Source organism: Aerococcus christensenii (assembly GCF_001543105.1).
In the GTDB taxonomy this organism is placed as follows: domain Bacteria; phylum Bacillota; class Bacilli; order Lactobacillales; family Aerococcaceae; genus Aerococcus; species Aerococcus christensenii.
Genome location: NZ_CP014159.1, coordinates 1,058,301 through 1,075,999 on the forward strand (window position 1 = coordinate 1,058,301; position 17,699 = coordinate 1,075,999).

At 38.9% G+C, this 17,699-nt stretch carries 13 protein-coding genes; 10 read left to right on the plus strand and 3 right to left on the minus strand.

Going from position 1 to position 17,699, the window contains the following annotated elements:
• The first annotated feature begins 2 nt into the window (after positions 1-2).
• Positions 3-962 (plus strand): DHH family phosphoesterase, encoded by a 960-nt coding sequence (locus AWM71_RS05085; protein ID WP_060776935.1) that lies wholly within the window; start codon positions 3-5, stop codon positions 960-962.
• Positions 963-1,034: 72 nt separating this feature from the next.
• On the opposite strand, the gene zwf is transcribed toward AWM71_RS05085, so the two are convergent.
• Positions 1,035-2,498, minus strand: coding sequence for a glucose-6-phosphate dehydrogenase (gene zwf, locus AWM71_RS05090; protein WP_060776936.1), 1,464 nt, complete (start codon positions 2,496-2,498; stop codon positions 1,035-1,037).
• Positions 2,499-2,691: 193 nt separating this feature from the next.
• On the opposite strand from zwf, the gene AWM71_RS05095 reads away from it, so the two are divergent.
• Positions 2,692-4,041 carry a DEAD/DEAH box helicase gene (locus AWM71_RS05095; protein WP_060776937.1) on the plus strand — a complete coding sequence of 450 codons (1,350 nt, stop codon included), beginning with the start codon at positions 2,692-2,694 and terminating at the stop codon, positions 4,039-4,041.
• A gap of 62 nt (positions 4,042-4,103) precedes the next feature.
• Here AWM71_RS05095 and AWM71_RS05100 read toward each other — a convergent pair whose 3' ends face one another.
• A complete protein-coding gene (locus AWM71_RS05100) occupies positions 4,104-5,123 on the minus strand; it encodes a DUF1189 family protein (protein WP_060776938.1) in 1,020 nt (339 codons plus the stop codon).
• A 184-nt stretch (positions 5,124-5,307) separates the two neighbouring features.
• On the opposite strand from AWM71_RS05100, the gene AWM71_RS05105 reads away from it, so the two are divergent.
• Entirely contained in the window at positions 5,308-5,988 is a 681-nt protein-coding gene (locus AWM71_RS05105) for a class I SAM-dependent methyltransferase (protein ID WP_060776939.1), read from the plus strand.
• 75 nt (positions 5,989-6,063) lie between these two features.
• Here the strand turns inward: AWM71_RS05105 and AWM71_RS05110 are convergent, their stop codons facing one another.
• Positions 6,064-8,685: a YfhO family protein gene (locus AWM71_RS05110; protein WP_158320034.1), complete on the minus strand. Its 2,622-nt coding sequence runs from the start codon at positions 8,683-8,685 to the stop codon at positions 6,064-6,066.
• Between the two features lie 383 nt (positions 8,686-9,068).
• Here AWM71_RS05110 and AWM71_RS05115 point away from each other — a divergent pair, with 383 nt between their 5' ends.
• The 7 genes from AWM71_RS05115 (at position 9,069) to AWM71_RS05145 (ending at position 17,361) form a co-directional block, all read left to right on the plus strand.
• Entirely contained in the window at positions 9,069-11,237 is a 2,169-nt protein-coding gene (locus AWM71_RS05115) for a peptidoglycan D,D-transpeptidase FtsI family protein (protein ID WP_156407343.1), read from the plus strand.
• Positions 11,238-11,338: 101 nt separating this feature from the next.
• On the plus strand, positions 11,339-11,494 hold the full coding sequence (gene rpmG / locus AWM71_RS05120; RefSeq protein ID WP_060776942.1) for a 50S ribosomal protein L33: 156 nt from the start codon (positions 11,339-11,341) through the stop codon (positions 11,492-11,494).
• A 229-nt stretch (positions 11,495-11,723) separates the two neighbouring features.
• Positions 11,724-12,383: a rhomboid family intramembrane serine protease gene (locus AWM71_RS05125; RefSeq protein ID WP_060776943.1), complete on the plus strand. Its 660-nt coding sequence runs from the start codon at positions 11,724-11,726 to the stop codon at positions 12,381-12,383.
• A 27-nt stretch (positions 12,384-12,410) separates the two neighbouring features.
• Positions 12,411-13,379, plus strand: coding sequence for an ROK family glucokinase (locus AWM71_RS05130; RefSeq protein ID WP_060776944.1), 969 nt, complete (start codon positions 12,411-12,413; stop codon positions 13,377-13,379).
• Between the two features lies 1 nt (position 13,380).
• Positions 13,381-13,785, plus strand: coding sequence for a rhodanese-like domain-containing protein (locus AWM71_RS05135; RefSeq protein ID WP_060776945.1), 405 nt, complete (start codon positions 13,381-13,383; stop codon positions 13,783-13,785).
• The gene (locus AWM71_RS05140) at positions 13,785-14,408 is read left to right on the plus strand and encodes a DNA-3-methyladenine glycosylase (RefSeq protein WP_060776946.1); all 624 of its coding nucleotides are present in this window, start codon (positions 13,785-13,787) and stop codon (positions 14,406-14,408) included. The genes AWM71_RS05135 and AWM71_RS05140 overlap by 1 nt, the downstream gene beginning before the upstream one ends.
• Before the next feature lie 313 nt (positions 14,409-14,721).
• Entirely contained in the window at positions 14,722-17,361 is a 2,640-nt protein-coding gene (locus AWM71_RS05145) for a valine--tRNA ligase (protein ID WP_060776947.1), read from the plus strand.
• The last annotated feature ends 338 nt before the right edge of the window (positions 17,362-17,699 follow it).

Consider the following 17,699-nt stretch of genomic DNA (forward strand, 5'->3'; position numbering starts at 1 on the left):
TTATGTTTCAAGAGATTATGCAAGCGATTAAAGCCTATGATACGATTATTTTACATCGGCACGTTCGACCAGACCCAGATGCTTTAGGGTCTCAAATGGGATTAAAGGCAGTCCTGGAGGCAACTTTTCCGGATAAAAGGGTTCTTGCAGCAGGGCAAAATGAACCTAGTCTCGCTCTTTTTGGGGAAATGGATGATATTCAGGATGAAGATTTCAAAGGAGCTCTAGCTATTATTTCAGACACAGCGAATGTGGAAAGAATTGATGATCAACGTTATCAACTTGCTGATAAAATTATAAAAGTGGATCATCATCCTGATCGGGAGCCTTATGGGGATATTTCTTATGTGGATGATCAAGCGAGTGCGGCTTGTGAAATATGGGCAGAATGGTTGCTGGAACACAAAGAAGAATTAAAAATGACCGACTTAGCTGCAAGGAATTTCTTTTTAGGAATAGTGGGAGATACTGGGCGGTTCTTGTATGATAATACCTCTCCTAAAACTTTACAGTTAGCTGCTCAATTAAGGGCCTATGATTTTAAGGCTTCTGAATTGATGCAGGGGATGATGACAGAAAGCTTAGGCCAAGTCCGATTGAAAGGGTATGTCTTAAATAACTTTATTTTGAGTGAAGATGGTTTGGTGAATACGGTGGATATTCCTCAAGAAGTCTTGAAGAAATTGGGAGTAAGTGAGGCGGAGTCCCATAATATTGTTCAAACCCCAGGCATGGTTGAAGGGGTCTTGGCTTGGATCATTTTTGTGGCACAAGCAGATGGAAGTTATCGGTGCCGCATTCGTTCCAAAGGCCCTGCAATTAATCAAGTGGCAGAAGCTCACAATGGAGGAGGTCACGCTAAGGCAAGTGGTGCCTCTGTTTATAGTCAAGAGGAGAAAGAAGAAATGATTGAAGAATTACATCAAGCCGTTAAAGCCTTCCTTTCTTCCCAAGAAAAGTAAAAGAAAAAGCTATTCTTTTGTGAATGGCTCCTGTCTATTTGATAGGGGCCATCAAAGAATAGCTTTTTTGGGCTAGGTGTTATAGCGTTTAGAGACCCATTTGCGATGATCTTTTTCAATAAGTGCTATAGCATCGTCTGGGCCTAAGGTATTTGCAGCATAGTTAGGAAAGTCAGGGGCAGGGAGAGCAGCCCAAGCTGCTTTAATAGAATCTGCAATCCGCCATTGTTCTTTTAATTCTTCCCAAGTGGTAAAGAGCATCTGGTTACCCAAGAAAGCATAGTAAATCAGAATTTCATAGGATTCACTTGGCTCTTGTTTCCCTGTAAGAGATTGGTCTGGCGTTAAGCGAATAATTTGTGGAGCAAAGTGTCCCTTAAGAGCCTTTTGATTCATTGAGATTTCTATTCCTTTTTTTGGGTGAATAAGAAAAGTGAATCGATTAGGCAGAGAATTCCCAGAGGAGCTGTCTTTGAGAACGGCTTCTACGACGGTATATTTTCCGCTGGATAAGGCTTTACCTGTTCGGAAATAGAAAGGTGTTCCTGACCAACGAGGTGAGTTGACTTCGATTTTACCAGCTACAAAGGTTTCTGTTGTGCTTGAAGAATCGACTTCTGGAATATCTCGGTAAGCCAGATAAATATTAGACAGATCTTCACTATATTGTCCACGAACGATTTGCTTTTGAGTAGTTTCTAATGTGAAACTGGGAATCTGACGAAGAAAAGCTTCCTTACTTTGATGAATTTCTTTAATGTCTTTAGGAAGGTCCATTCCAACGAAAGACAAAACTTGAAGAATATGATTTTGGAACATATCAAGTAGGGCACCTGTTTGGTCATAATAACCGCCTCGAGTCCCTACTGGTAGATTTTCAGAAAGAGTAATTTGGAAGTGATCAATATATTGATTATTCCAGACTGCTTCTAAGAAGGGGTTGAATTGGCGAGTGGCCCAAATATTGAGGACGGTTTCTTTGCCTACGTAGTGATCAATACGATAAATATCGTTTTCATGGAAGGAAATATTCAAAGCCTTATTTAAAGAAATAGCGGAAGCTAAGTCTGTACCGAAAGGTTTCTCAAGGATAACTCTGTGATTACCTTCTAAAGAGGTGGTCCCAGTTTCTTTTAGATTCTTTGAAGTGATTTCAAAAAGACTAGGGACAATAGAAAAGTAGTAGAGGAAATTCTTATCGGTTTGATAAGTTTTTTGCAGATCTACCATTTTTTCTTTAAGGAGAAGATAATCATCGGTTTTCGAAGCATCATTTGAAACATAGAAGAAATGCTTAGCAAACTTTTGAGCTTCTTCTCGGATAGAATCGTCTTGATTATAAGCAATAATAGAATTGACAATAATTTCATGGAAATGTTCATCCGTCCATGGTCGTCGAGCGGTTCCGATTAAAGCAAAACGTTTACTGAGCCATCCTTGTTGAAAAAGATGAAATAAGGAGGGATACAATTTACGTTGAGCTAAATCACCAGAAGCGCCAAAAAGTACAATAATACCTGAAACTTGTTGTCGCATAGGGAGGGGTCCTTTCATTGGAAGTATGAGTGTTTAGTCACGGGCATTTATAGCTTTTAAGAAACTATAAATAACACATATATTAATAAATTATAGCGATAACGACTTTTATTTGCAAGAAGGGCTATAGTTCAGTTAAAATCAATAAGGCAGAGAAGTCAGGGACTATCATAAGGAACATTGGAGGAGAACTATGACATTTGAAGATTATCATTTTAAACCATTTATTCAGCGCGCATTAGAGGAATTAGGCTTCCAGAAAGCTACCCCTATTCAAGAAGCGGTGATTCCCCTTATAAAAGAAGGAAAGAGTGTAGTTGCCCAGAGCCGAACGGGATCAGGGAAAACACACTCCTTTCTGCTTCCTTTGATGGATCGCATGGCGTATGGACAAGGAACGCAATTGGTGATTACAGCACCAAGTCGGGAGTTAGCGGATCAATTGTTTCAAGCTGCCCGACAAATTGCGGCTCAATCTGAGCAAGCTCTTCGGATTGAACGGGCTTATGGGGGAACAGACAGTAAGAGACAATTAGAACATTTATCCAAATATCAACCGGAAATCGTGATTGGAACGCCTGGTCGCTTATTGGCTTTAGTGAAGGCACAAGCGATTGATATTCATAAAGTTAAAGCCTTTGTGGTTGATGAAGCAGATATGACTTTGGATATGGGATTCTTGGCTACAGTTGACCAGATTGCGGGACGTATGCCTGAAGATTTACAAATGGCTGTATTTTCTGCGACCATTCCAGATAAATTACGCCCATTTCTCAAAAAATATTTACAGAGCCCTGAATGGGTAAAAATTGACAATAAAGCTTTGATCTCTCCAAGCATCCGTAATATCTTATTCCCCTTAAGAGGGAGAAATAAGGATCAACTTTTATTAGAAATTTTGACAGTGGGTCATCCTTATTTAGTATTAATTTTTGCGAATACGATTGATAAAGTAGAGCATCTTTATCAACTATTGAAGAAAGAAGGATTGGCAGTTGCTAAAATTCACGGAGATCTTCCTAGTAGAGAACGCCGTCGCGTGATGAGACAAATTCAAAATTTGGAGTATCAGTATGTCGTGGCGACAGACCTTGCGGCAAGAGGGATTGATATTGAAGGAGTCTCTCATGTGGTGAATTATGAAATTCCTAAAGAGCTAGAGTTCTTTATTCATCGCGTAGGTCGAACAGGACGTAAAGGACAAAAGGGAATAGCGATTACTTTCTATCATCCAGACCAACAAGCAGCGATTGAATGGTTGGAAAAAAGAGGCATTCAATTTGAAAGCATGGATCTTAAACGAGGAGAGTGGGTGAAGGTCACTGATCATAAAGAACGCCAGCTTCGTCGAGATCGACATAAAGAAGATGTAGACCATGTTGTCAAAGGAATGGTGAATCGCAGTAAAAAACAACAAGTGAAACCAGGATACAAACAAAAATTAAAGCGGAATATTAAAGAATATAAACATAAAAAATATAATCAAAAACAACGCCAAAAAGCTCGAGATCAACGCAAAGCTAATAAAGAAAAATTTAAATAAATGATCCAAAATAAAGACGCAGGAAGTCTCCACTTATGGAAGATTTCCTGCGTTTGTTATGTTTAAAAATCTTTAGGCTCTTTTTTTTCTTTAGAGGAATCTTTATCTGATGGATCGGATTCCTTAATATTGTCGTCAGAATCTAAAATTTTATCTATCATAGATTCTCCTTTTTTTATAAAGTCTTCCTTTTTATCGAAATCTTCTTTATGATTGATTTGATATTTTTTTAGTTTATCTAGGAAGTTCATAGCATCGATATCTAAGTCATCCGATATTTTCAAAAAGCGCTTAAAATGTTTCGTGAATTCCGGAGTAATTGTAACGTTTTTAAATCTTTCAAAAAACAACAATAATCGAATCAAGCCAACTAAGAAGATAAATGAAAAGTAAAAAGGAATGGGATAGCCTGCACCTGTGGCTAAAGCAGTAAATAAAACAACTGGCCCTATGGCTAACAAGGCGTAGACAAAGCGGGCTTCAAAAGTCAAATGTGAATTTTTAGAGAAGGTTGTTTGACTAGATATCCAAGAGATGAGAACTGCGATGAGAGCGATTTGAAGACCGAAAAAGGTAAAGATAGCGAAAAAGGCTAAAACATATACCCAACGCGATAAGTGACTAAATGAATAGATGAGGTCTTTTTGTTCTTGACTGGATAGTTTGTTTTCATATGTGGAATAAGGTAAGGTTCGTGTATGCCCTAAGAAGGAGACGAGAACTCTCGAACTTTGGGTCATAAGAATGAGACCTTGAGGATTCTGTTTCCGGAGGGTGTCTTCAGATAACGTATCGTTAGGATCGTAAGCATAGGTTATGAGATCTGTTTGATTGATAAATGGGGAATGATTATCTGTTTTTAGTTTTTGGTTTTCAATGGTGAAGTCAGGAAGAGAGGCAATAATGCTTTGACCGTTATCTTCTAAAACAGTCATTGCTTTGTAAGTAGGAAAATATACTGGCAAAGTAAGAAATAGAGTTAACAATAAAAAGAAGGCCCAGCTTTCCATACGCTTGATATAAATGGTTAATACTCTTTTTAAGGAAAAAAAGCTAATTTGAAAGAGAATTAATAATTTCATAATACACCCTCCAATATCTCTTTTAGCAAATCGTATCATTTTATAAGAAGTGTCTTTAGTATAACAAAAAAAATATGCAAATAAAAGATTTAAGAGAGTCGACAGTTGAAGGAATCCTTGACAGAAAATAGAGGCGAAAAGGATTTTTTTATTTTATAATAGATGTAAGAAAGGAATGAGAAAAATGGCCTTATTTGATGCGATCGCAGACAGTTATGATGAGTGGTATTTAAAACCTTTTGGGCAGTTCATTGATGAAGTAGAATCAGAACTTGCTTTTTCAATTTTTAAAGTAGAAAAAGGTATGAAAATTTTAGATTTGGGATGCGGAACAGGCAATTATACTCTTCGCTTAGCTGAGGAAGGGGCCGAGGTAACAGGGGCAGATCTTTCTGAGAAAATGCTACAGCAAGCCAAACAGAAAGCAGCTAAAAGACATCAAAAGATTGATTTTATTCCAATGGATATGAATCATTTGAAGCTCAAAGAGGAAGAGTATGATGCTATTTTTTCTATGACAGCAGTTGAATTTGTGGAAGATTTAGAAGATTTTTTGACTGCTTGCTTGAAAGGGGTAAAGCCGGGTGGAAAGGTTTTACTTGGAACGATTACAGCCTCTGGAACTTTTGGAAAAGCTTACCAAGCACGGAAAAATTCCATCTATGAGGCCGCTAAGTTCCGAGATTTGGAAGATTTACAAAAAGTTTACGCATCGTATATTATAGGGAGTTCGGAAGGCTTATATTTAGAGCTAGGGGATAAAGAAGCTTCTGATTATAGAAAACGGGACGAAGAGAGAAAAAAAGTGAATTCTGCCAGCTTTGCTTGTGCTCTTTGGCAAAAACCCATAACAAAGGAAAACTAAACAATAAAAATCCTCGTTTTTATGCTCTTTTAAAGGTTAAATACCTTTAAGGAGACATAACAAACGAGGAATTTTTTACTTTAGGAGAGTAGGCCCTAGCTTTTTCAACAAGTGGATCAAAGTTTTCTCTTTGAAGAAAACGAGTAGAGATAGGCAGGAGAGAACGCTTCCCAAAGATAATCCGGGTGGAAAATAAGTAAGAGATACTTTATGGACACCAACAGGGAGATTTTTAAGAAGAGTCCCTCCATTTGAAAGACAAGGAGAAAGCGGGTAATTTTCTTGATCAATGGTGGCCTTCCAGCCTTTACTGTAAGGAATAGTCAGTAATAAAGTGTTTTTATTGGAAGGGACGGTAAGCTGTCCTTCTAAAGAAATATTAGAAAAATGGGTCATATGGAGTTGATTTTCTCCTAGTTGCTGAGAGAGAATTTGTATCCATTGAGGATCTAAGGAATAAAAGTTAATCTGTTTCAGGTCGAGAGTATCTGTTTTAACTTTGATGGTAAATTTCTTTTGAACGCCTGCTTCTTGATTGGCAACGTTGATGATTTGGGTGTTGTGGTAGGAGGAATCATAGGGTAATTTTTGACCATCCAGATAAAAAGAAACTTGCTGACTATCTAAGTCATTGGGGAGAGTGAGGTAATAGGCATGGTTGTTTGGAATGTCTAAAATAATATCAATATAGGCTAGGTGGGTAGAATTTTCTTTTTGATAGTGAGTGTTCACAAGGTCGGGGTTTTTAGCTTTTAAGTTAGAAGTTTGCACATCAAAATAATTTTCAAGCTTAAAATAATGAAAAAAAGCCTCTTTATCGTGTTGAGAATTATCACCTAATAAAGCCCGTAAAAGTGCATCTTGGTAATCGATAGGATGGCCGATTTGCTGGTTAAAATTCGTGAAAGTAGAAGGGACCAAGTAACCTAAAGAAAGTGCATATGGATTTTGAACTATTTGGAAATCTTGAGAGTTTTTTATTCGAGAATAGGAGGCAATGTCAAAACGTTTAGAGAGGGTATGGCGACTCCCAGGATGAACATTCTGATCTGTGGGAGTAGGTTGAATGAAATATTTTACACCAAACAAGGCATCTGTGAGTAAGGTCCCAGAATGATAATTGATAAAACCAGATCCACTAGGCAGCCCCAATTTGCTGTAAAGCTGAATGCTACCTTGTTCTAAGGTAGAGTTGAATTGTTCTAACCCTCGGTAGTTAAATTGAAAAGCATCATTTTTGCTCCTTTGAAAAGTTTTAGCCATTCGATAAAATGAAGGATCGCTATTTTGGAGAGTGTTGATAGGAGGCTGCATGGTGTGGATAGCTGAGACAAAGTCTGAGTAAGAAACATAAGAGAGACTATTGAGGGTAGCAAAGTGATTAAGTCCTAATTCGACAAGTGTGAGAAGAAGGATCCCCTTATTAAAAAATGACAAATAGCAAGAAACTTCACGAGCTAGTAATAAACAAAGACATCCCGCAAAAATAAACACAGAACAAATAAGGGAAGAAAGCTGTAGGTAAGGGAAATTTTGCAAATGAGTATATAAGAGATAAGCGCCAATGAGAGCTGATCCTAGTAAGAGAAAAGCTTGTAGAAGGTGAATAGATTTTAATTGACGAAAGGTTTTATAAGCTAAAAAGATCATCCAAAAACTGATCAGAAAAGAAAAGCGGTAAGGATACCAAATGGGATGCTGCATGCCGTGCCAGATTACATTGAGAGCGTCGTTGTTGAGAGAAAAAATAAAAAAAAGGGAGATAAAAAATGCGCTCAGACGTTCTTTGAGGGCGAATTTGGACTGGACAAAATAAAGAAAAAAGCAAATCAAAACGAGAGATCCGACAAAAAGATTAGGGAGACCGCTGGGAAGTTGATCATGGTTAAAAGCACCAATGATAAATTTACTCAAAAGATGCCATAAAGGATAAAGACTCTCAAAAGTAAGGGTCAGTGGAGAGTGGATGCCTTTACTTTCTTGCAAGGCATAAAAAGTTGGTATAAGGAAAAAGCTGGCTAATCCCCCTGATAAAAAAGAAGAAAAAACAAAACTTTTGATTCGCTGGAAGAGCCAAGCTTTTCTATGATTAGAAGGAAGATAAACAATCAATAGATAAAGAAAGAATAATGGCAAGAATAAGCACACCATATAGCCCATATAATATTGAATGAAGAGTAAGGCGGTGAGTGAGAGACAATAGGCTTTCCATTTTTTTTGAAGGACTAAGTCGAAGAGATGTTCAACAATAACAGGCAAAAGAATAAGCGCATCTAGCCACATAATATTCAGTTGATTGGCGCTGGTATAGCCCATGAAGGCATAGGCTAGAGAAAAAGGGAGGATCATGAAGGAGGAATCTTGGTAGACTTTTTTTAGGAAATAATAAAAAGCCATCCCAGCTCCTGAAATTTTGGCAAGGATAAGACAGATAATTCCGCAAGGGAGAAAGTCCTGTGGAAATAATAGAAGAATGAGGTTAAAGGGACTCATTAAGTAATACGACCAAGTCCCTATCATTTCACCGGCATAGCCTTTTTGAAAAGAATACCAAAAATTTGACCATGTTCCTTGGAGAAAGGTGTTGCGGTAAAACTGAAAGAAATCGATATATTGTTGACTGAGATCCACTGTGAGGGCGGTTTTATTTCCAAAAGGATAGACGCCTTGATAAAAGAAAAAACTTATTAATAGCAATGAGGGGATCAACCCGCTAAGAAGAAAGCCATGATGGTCTAAAAATCGTTTGAAAAAGTAATGCATTCTTTTCACCATGCGCAAAATATCCTTTCTTAGAAAAAGTGGTTGGTAGCTGGGAGACTTTGAAATTATCAGAAGGTCCAAGCTATGGGGAGTATTCTTGTTTTATTTTAACATAGGACAGGAGAGAGAATATGAGAAATCGTTAGAAAGAAGTTGAAATTTTATAAAGGCTAGCTATTTTATCAGACAAATAGGTTTGAATCTTCTATAATAATAATTATGTGGAAAATGACGGATACGTGGTAAAATAGAAAGTAATTGAATTGAATCGGAAAGTAGGTGAAAGCGTGTTTGGTCAATGGAAGAAGCGATTGAAAATGGAGAAAAAAACCTCGCAAACTAAGAATAATTATCCCAAACGAAAATCTCCCCATTGGCACCGGTATAGCAATCGGTTGAATTTTCTCCTTTATGTGGTATTCATTATGTTTGGTGTTCTTATTTTAAGATTAGGTTATCTTCAAATTATCAATGGTCAAGCTTTTCAAGAATTGGTCCAAATGACCCAAACAAATATTGCCGAACAGAGCGTTCCCAGGGGCTATATTGTAGATAGAAATCATAAAAAATTAGTAGATAATGAAGGTCTCCAAGCGATTTCTTATACGCGAGGGATCAATGTTACGGGGAATGATATGGCTAGGACTGCTCAAAAATTGGCTCAATTTATTGAAGTAGAGACAGAGGGCTTAACGGAACGTGATAAGAAAGATTATTGGATGGTTACACATGCGGATCAGCTTAAGGAACGCTTGACTGAAAAAGAAAAGCGGTTAAAAGAAGGGGAGTTCTATGAGGCTCAGTTAAGCCATGTGACGGATGAAGAAGTTAATGGTTTGAAAGGAGAAGACTTAAAGGCTGCCTTGATCTATAAACGAATGGCGAATGCCTATGCACTAACTCCAACCTTCATCAAAAATAAAGAAGTGACAAATGAAGAAATTGCTAAAATTACTGAGCATAGTAAGGAACTTCCAGGGGTCAGAACGACAATGGATTGGAAGCGAACCTATCCTCAAAAAGATTTATTGAGGAGTATTATCGGAAGTGTCACTAGCCAAGAAGAAGGCCTACCAAGTGATAGTGTGGATTACTATCTATCTCAAGGCTATGCTAGAAACGATCGCGTAGGAAAATCTTATTTAGAAAAAATTTATGAATCTGCTCTGCGAGGTTCAAAAATGAAATATCAGATGGACCTCAATCAGCGAGGAGAAGTCACGCGGAGTGAAAAAACGTACGGTGGTGCTATGGGTGATACGGTTCAATTGACCATTGATAGTGATTTCCAACAGAAGGTAGAAAATATTTTGTCGACTTATCTCAAGTCTTCCTCCACAGGAAAAAATAACTCTATTTATGCGGTGGTCTCTAATCCGAATAATGGGGAAGTTTTAGCTATGGCCGGAAAGCAAAGAAATGATAAGGGAGAAATTGTTGACGATGCTTTAGGAACTTTAAATTCTTCCTTTACGATGGGATCTACGGTAAAGGGGGCTACAGTTGGAGCGGGCTATCACTATGGAGTTTTGAAAATCGGTCAAGATAATACCTTTGTAGATCAACCTTTATACTTTACAGGGACGCCGCGGAAAGCTTCTTGGTGGTCTTCCTATTCCACTTCTCCTGTTCGCTTGAATGAAATTATGGCTTTAGCCAAATCTTCTAATGTTTATATGATTCGAACGGCAATGGCTATTGGTGGTCTTCCTAATTATGAAAGTGGAATGTCTTTAGCTAATCTTGATCCAAAAACAGGAGAAAAATTAAGAAACTTTTATCATCAATTTGGATTAGGAGTTTCGACAGGTATAGATCTGCCAAACGAAGTAGAAGGACTCAAAGGCAAAGAAGGAACACCGGGCAATGATATTGATTTAGCTTTTGGACAGTATGATACTTATACACCAATTCAGTTGAATCAGTATGTAGCAACCATTGCTAATGGAGGAAATCGCTATGCCCTACATCTTTTAAAACAAATTTTGAGAGACAATGGAAAAGATCAAACTTCTCAAGTTATTTATCAAAAAGAACCTGAAGTTTTGAATAGGGTTCAATTGGAAGCTGATCAGTTTAAACGGATTCAAAAAGGATTCTGGGCAGCTGCTAATGATCCTCAAGGCCTCAGTAAGCCAGAGTTCTCCAGTTTTCCAATGACCATTGCCTGCAAGACGGGGACAGCAGAAACGGGAGAAGAAGGCATTATTAATTCGACTTTTGTGGCGTATGCGCCATACGATCATCCAGATGTCGCCTTAACCATCGTTATTCCTAAGATGAGTGCCTCTGCCTTTGGGCAAACAGGAGAAGTTGTGGGGCATAAGGTGTTGGAAGCTTATTACCAACAAAAGGCACATGACAAATCTTCTAAGGAAGAGAAAGATAAGGATGATAAGCCAACTGCGACGCTTCCTGCTCAATCTCCTTCTCGCTCAGTCAGTCACCCCCCTGTTTCTAGCAGGCTTCAACATAGACGACGTTAGGCGGAGAAATCGCAAAATATTATTTGAAGTCTGAGAAGGATTATGCTAGAATAGCTAAGTATGATCTTTCATAATGATATTAAATAGGACGGAGGGAAGCTATGCGTGTCAATATTATTTTAGAAAACACAGAACTCAAGGGTGAACGCGTCTACCTAACTGAAAAAAATCGTCGTAATAACCCTGATCGTCTTGAATTAAAGAAATATAGTCCAAAATTACATAAGGTATGTCTATTCCGCGAAGTGAAGAAATAATCACTGGATGTACTTTATAAAAGGCTGTTCTTTCTGATAAGAACAGCTTGGATGAAAGTATTCAATGAAAACCGTATTCGATGACTCTTTAGAGTTTGTTGGATACGGTTTTTATTTGTTGAAGGGAAGAAAAACTTTTTATTTTTGGAAGGCTTTCTTTTATAATTTTTCGAGTTATGGTAAAGTTTAGGTATTATGGATAGAATGTTTAGTGAAAGGAGTGAAGAGATTGCGAAAACCCTATGCAACCTACGCCTTAGTGACTGTTCAGGTCCTCCTTTTTATAGGGATGGAAGTTGTTGGATCAAGTCGTGGAATGAATACTTTGTTGTTATTTGGAGCCAAGGATAACTTGCTGATTGCGGGTTATCACCAATATTTTCGATTGATTACGCCGGTTTTTCTTCATATAGGATTCACGCATCTCCTATTAAATTCTGTGACTTTATGGTATTTGGGAAGAGAAGTTGAGTCACTTATTGGAAGTTGGAAATTCTTGTTTGTTTATTTCTACTCTGCTTTGATGGGAAATCTCTTTTCCTATCAATTCTCTCCGAGTCTTTCAGCAGGAGCTTCAACGGCTTTATTTGGTTTATTTGCTTTCTTTTTAGCAATGCGCAGACTCTATCCGCATAGTCGTTACTATCAAGTGATGGGAGCACAATATCAAGTATTGATTCTTATGAATATTGCCATGAATCTTTTCTCCTCAGGTATTGACGTGTGGGGACATTTGGGAGGAGTGGTAGGTGGCTTTTTAGCTACTCTCTTCATAGGAACTCAAGGTAAGCAAGGACGAGCATATAAAGGATTATCGTTAGGAGTATCTGCCGTTATCATAGGCATTATTCTGGCTAATCATGGCTACTATAATACCTTGTTTCATTAACACACTTCTAAAAAAGGAGGATATGTCGTGAAATTTATTATAGGAATTGACCTAGGAGGAACAAGTGCCAAATTAGCGCTTTTTACAGAAGATTTAGAAGCTATTAAAATGTGGCAAGTAGCGACCAGTTCAGAAGATCATGGTTGGAAAATTGTCCCTAATATTGTGAAGGCCCTGCAGGCAGAAATTTTGAAGCAAGGCTTAGATTTGTCGGACTGTCTGGGGATTGGTATGGGATCACCAGGAGCTATTGATCGGAGAAAGGGAACAGTCACAGGGGCATATAATTTAGGCTGGGAGACTGCTTATCCCGTTAAAGAAGAATTTAAGCACTTACTAGGCGATTTTCCAGTTTATATTGAAAATGATGCCAATGTGGCAGCACTAGGAGAACAAGCCAAGGGAGCGGCTGCTGATACAGAAAATATGGTTTTAGTCACCTTAGGAACTGGGGTTGGTGGAGGAATTGTCTGCAATGGACGTCTCCTAACAGGGCAGGCTTCTGCGGGTGAGATTGGACATATGATTGCCAAGGTGGATGGCCCTCCATGTACCTGTGGAAGCAAGGGATGTATTGAAACTATTGCTTCTGCGACGGGGATTCATCGTTTAGCTGAAGAAAAAGCTTTATCGAGCCAAGTAGAGAGTCCCCTTGCCAAACGGTTTAAATTGGGAGAAGATATTAGCGTAAAAGCTATTGTAGATGCTGCTAAAAATGGAGATGCTCTAGGCGAAAAAGTGATGAAAGAAGCAATGGGAGCTTTAGGAATCACCTTATCACAGTTAGCTTGTGTGTTGAATCCAGAGAAGATTGTCATTGGCGGAGGCGTCGCTAATGCGGGACAATATCTCATCGACCAGCTCCAGGAAGTGGTTGAGGCCAATACCTATCCACCGAATCGTCGGCATTTGAAGATTCTTCTCGCTCAATTAGGGAATGATGCTGGGGTTATTGGAGCAGCGAGTTTAGTTTTAAAAGAAAGAAAGAGGTCGTAAAGTGTCAGGTTTTGCTTTAATTTATCTTATTTTTATTGTTGGTTTATTGGTTTATCTTGGTTATCAAGCTTATTTTTGGCTTGTTAGAAGACAAGTGGCAAAGGTTTTGAGTAAAGAGGAATTTCAAGAGACGATGCATCAAGCTCAAATTGTAGATGTTCGCGAAAGTCAAGAATTTCGTTCGGCGCATATTTATGGGGCACGTAATGTTCCTTATAGCTCAGTGAGACAAACAGGGCAAGTTCCTGGCTTTAATCGCTCGCAGCCTATTTATCTCTATGATAATGGCGTGAATATAGCGACAAGAATGGCTCAACGTCTAAAGAAACAAAATTACGATAAGGTTTATATCTTACGTGGTGGTTTCGCACAATGGGAAGGCAAAACAAAGAGGTTAGATGACTAATGAATGTTTGGCCTTACCAAGATAAGTCCTTTACAACAGAAGAGATTGCTCAAAAATTATTAGGCTGTTTGTTGGTAAGAGAATCGCCAGAAGGTTTATGTGGAGGCTATATTGTTGAAACAGAGGCCTATCTAGGTGTTAAAGATCAAGCAGCACATGTTTATGGAGGGCGGCGCACTCCACGTCTGGAAGCTTTTTACAGAGAGGGTGGAATTTTCTATATTTACACCCTCCATACCCACCTTTGTTTGAATGTGATTACCCAATCGGAAACGCAACCTGAAGGAATCTTGATTCGTGCTCTAGAGCCAGCAATAGGATTAGATATAATGGCTCAACGACGGCATAAAACGGGGAAACTTCTAACTAACGGCCCTGGGAAATTGACACAGGCTCTAGGCGTGGATAAAGCTCAAGATTATGGAAGTTCGGTAGGAGAGTCTCCATTGAGAATTGATTTTTTGAAACGGAAAGTGCCAAAATTGGTGGGTAAGGCTCCTCGCATTGGAATTCCTAATAAGGGAGAATGGACTTCTAAAAATTTACGATATTTTGTAGAAGGGAACCCTTATGTTTCGGATGCCAAAGGGGCAAAAGATTCTTCTAGAGACTGGATAATCTAGAGAAATAATAAAAGCTTTTATAGAGAGTTGCTTTTTATGGAAATTCTTGTTACACTTTTAGGTACAAATAAAGAAAAGTGAAGCGTAAGAGGATGTACTGGAAATTCTGAAGCGAGTGACAGTGTGGTGAAAGGTCATAGAAGGCAAGGTACATGGTTGCTTACAAACTGACAATGGTCCGGAAAATCCCGTTATGATGAAGTAAAAATATAGGTGGCACCGTGCAACATTGCGCCCTATCTCGTCAAAGAGGTAGGGCTTTTTTATTTGTTAAATGCCGATTTTAAAATAAGAAAGAGAAAGGAAGAAAGTTATGACGACAGTTGAGATGCCAAATAAGTATCAACCCCATGAAGTAGAAGCTGGTCGCTATGACAAATGGCTAAAGCAAGGAGTCTTTGAACCGAATGGAGATAAGGGAGTAGAACCTTATTCCATCGTTATTCCTCCTCCTAATGTAACGGGTAAGTTGCATTTGGGACATGCCTGGGATGTTACCTTGCAAGATATGTTGATTCGTCAAAAACGGATGCAAGGCTATGACACTTTGTGGTTGCCAGGAATGGACCATGCGGGGATTGCTACCCAAGCAAAGGTGGAAGCCAAACTTCGTAAGGAAGAAGGCCTTTCTCGTTATGATTTAGGCCGAGAGAAATTTGTGGAAAAGACCTGGGAATGGAAGGAAGAATATGCACAAACCATTCGGAACCAATGGGCAAAGATGGGAATTTCTGTGGATTATCGGCGTGAACGGTTTACTTTAGATGAAGGTTTGTCAAAGGCCGTTAGAAAAGTCTTCGTAGATCTCTACAATAAGGGACTTATTTATCGGGGGGAATACATTATTAACTGGGACCCTGTCTTCCAAACAGCACTTTCTGATATTGAAGTGATCTATAAAGATGATAAGGGAGCCTTCTATCACCTTTCTTATCCATTGGCAGACGGATCAGGCAGCTTAGAGTTAGCTACTACACGTCCAGAAACCTTACTCGGGGATACAGCAGTTGCTGTCCATCCGGATGATGACCGTTACAAAGACTACGTTGGGAAAACTGTTATTTTGCCAATTGTGGGTCGTGAGATTCCTGTCATAGCAGATGAATATGTCGATAGAGAATTTGGAACAGGGGTTGTTAAGATTACGCCTGCGCATGATCCGAATGACTTTGCTGTGGGGAATCGTCATGATTTGGAACGAATCAATGTGATGAATCCAGATGGCACGATGAATGAAAATGCGGGTAAGTATCAAGGTATGACACGCGAAGAATGCCGCAAAGCAATTGTGGAAGATTTAAAAGCGGCGGGTGCTTTAGTCAAAATTGAAGAAATGGTCCATAGCGTGGGACACTCTGAACGGTCTGATGCTGTGGTTGAGCCTCGATTATCTACGCAATGGTTTGTGAAGATGGCTCCCCTTGCTAAACGTGCGATTGAAAATCAAAAAACGGATGAGCGCGTAGACTTCTATCCCCCACGTTTTGAAAACACCTTCTTAACTTGGATGGAAAATGTACATGACTGGGTCATTTCACGTCAACTTTGGTGGGGCCATCAAATTCCTGCTTGGTACCATAAAAAGACAGGTGAAATTTATGTAGGTATGGAAGAACCGGAAGATGCCGAAAATTGGGAACAAGAGTCGGACGTTTTGGATACTTGGTTTTCAAGTGCTTTATGGCCTTTTTCAACGATGGGATGGCCCGATACAGATCAAGCCGATTATAAACGGTACTTCCCAACAAATACCTTAGTCACTGGTTATGATATTATCTTCTTCTGGGTAAGTCGTATGATTTTCCAATCCTTAGAATTCACAGACCAACGTCCATTTAAGAATGTGTTAATTCATGGTTTGATTAGAGACGCTCAAGGTCGGAAAATGTCTAAGTCCCTCGGAAATGGTGTGGACCCTATGGATGTGGTGGACCAGTATGGGGCAGATGCCTTACGGTGGTTCTTAGCGACAGGTTCTACGCCAGGGCAAGATATTCGTTACTATCCTGAAAAATTAGAAGCTGCTTGGAATTTTATTAATAAAATTTGGAATGCGAGTCGATACGCTTTAATGAATTTAGGCGAAATGACTTATGATGAGGTTGACATTAGTCAGGTAGATTCAATCGTTGATCAATGGATTTTAACACGATTAAATGAAACGATCGCTAAAGTCACAGACCGATTTGATCATTTTGAATTTGGGGAAGCCGGACGGGCTTTGTATCACTTTATTTGGGATGATTTCTGTGATTGGTATATTGAAATGAGTAAAGAAGTTTTACAAGGGGACGATGAAGAAGCGAAAAAGACAACGCGCAGCGTCTTAGCTTACACCCTTGATCAAATGCTTCGTCTCTTGCATCCTATTATGCCTTTTGTAACAGAAGAAATCTGGCAACATATTCCACATTCTGGGGAATCTTTAGTGACAGCCGCTTATCCAACGGTTCAAGAAGATCAAATGAATGAAGAAGCCGCTAAACAAATGGAAAGCTTGATTAGTTTGATCCGGGCGATTCGAACAGCCAGAAATGAAAATAATGTCGCTCCTTCCAAACCAATTGATATTCGGGTGAAGGCTAAGGATCAAGCCGCCGTAACGATGTTAGAGGAAAATACCAATTACTTACAACGCTTTGCTCGTCCAAAGAGTTTAGTGATTGCCCAAGATACGCAAGTTCCAGATCATGCGATGACGCTCTTCTTTGATGGTGGAGAAATCTATCTACCACTTGCAGGATTTATTAACTTGGAAGAAGAAATTGCTCGACTTGAAAAAGAAGCAGCGAAGTGGCAAAAAGAAGTTGAACGTGTAGAGAAGAAGTTAGCTAATCAAGGTTTTGTAGCGAATGCACCAGAAGCAGTCGTAGAAGCAGAACGTCAAAAGGGCAAGGACTATCAAGCTAAGTTAGAAGCTACTCAAGCTTGTTTAAATGATCTCAAAGTCTAAGAAATACGGGTAGGTAATTAGAAGCTCGGTCTTTAGAAGAATGACCTTTCATTTTTAAATCTTGTGATACGCTGTCTTTCATTAATCGCTTTAAAGATTAATGAAAGGCGGCTTTTTTAATACAAAAGAGAGAGGAGCTTTGTAAGATTTTTTTAAGCTTAAAGCTGGGAAAGAAAGGAGTGGTTGACTTTGTAAATTATTTAGCATAGCATATAGAATAAAGTACTACTTATTGATACTAAAATTTACAAAAGTAAATAGCGCCAGACTGCTGAGGCAGTGACGAGGACTGGATTTATCGAAAATTCGGCGGATGATCCAGGGGTTGCACAATCCAA

Excerpts from the sequence above, each read along its gene's own strand:
- AWM71_RS05145 (WP_060776947.1), top strand. The coding sequence starts at position 14,722 with ATGACGACAGTTGAGATGCCAAATAAGTATCAACCCCATGAAGTAGAA.
- AWM71_RS05085 (WP_060776935.1), top strand. The coding sequence starts at position 3 with ATGTTTCAAGAGATTATGCAAGCGATTAAAGCCTATGATACGATTATT.
- zwf (WP_060776936.1), bottom strand. The coding sequence starts at position 2,498 with ATGCGACAACAAGTTTCAGGTATTATTGTACTTTTTGGCGCTTCTGGT.
- AWM71_RS05095 (WP_060776937.1), top strand. The coding sequence starts at position 2,692 with ATGACATTTGAAGATTATCATTTTAAACCATTTATTCAGCGCGCATTA.
- AWM71_RS05100 (WP_060776938.1), bottom strand. The coding sequence starts at position 5,123 with ATGAAATTATTAATTCTCTTTCAAATTAGCTTTTTTTCCTTAAAAAGA.
- AWM71_RS05140 (WP_060776946.1), top strand. The coding sequence starts at position 13,785 with ATGAATGTTTGGCCTTACCAAGATAAGTCCTTTACAACAGAAGAGATT.
- rpmG (WP_060776942.1), top strand. The coding sequence starts at position 11,339 with ATGCGTGTCAATATTATTTTAGAAAACACAGAACTCAAGGGTGAACGC.
- AWM71_RS05115 (WP_156407343.1), top strand. The coding sequence starts at position 9,069 with ATGGAGAAAAAAACCTCGCAAACTAAGAATAATTATCCCAAACGAAAA.
- AWM71_RS05105 (WP_060776939.1), top strand. The coding sequence starts at position 5,308 with ATGGCCTTATTTGATGCGATCGCAGACAGTTATGATGAGTGGTATTTA.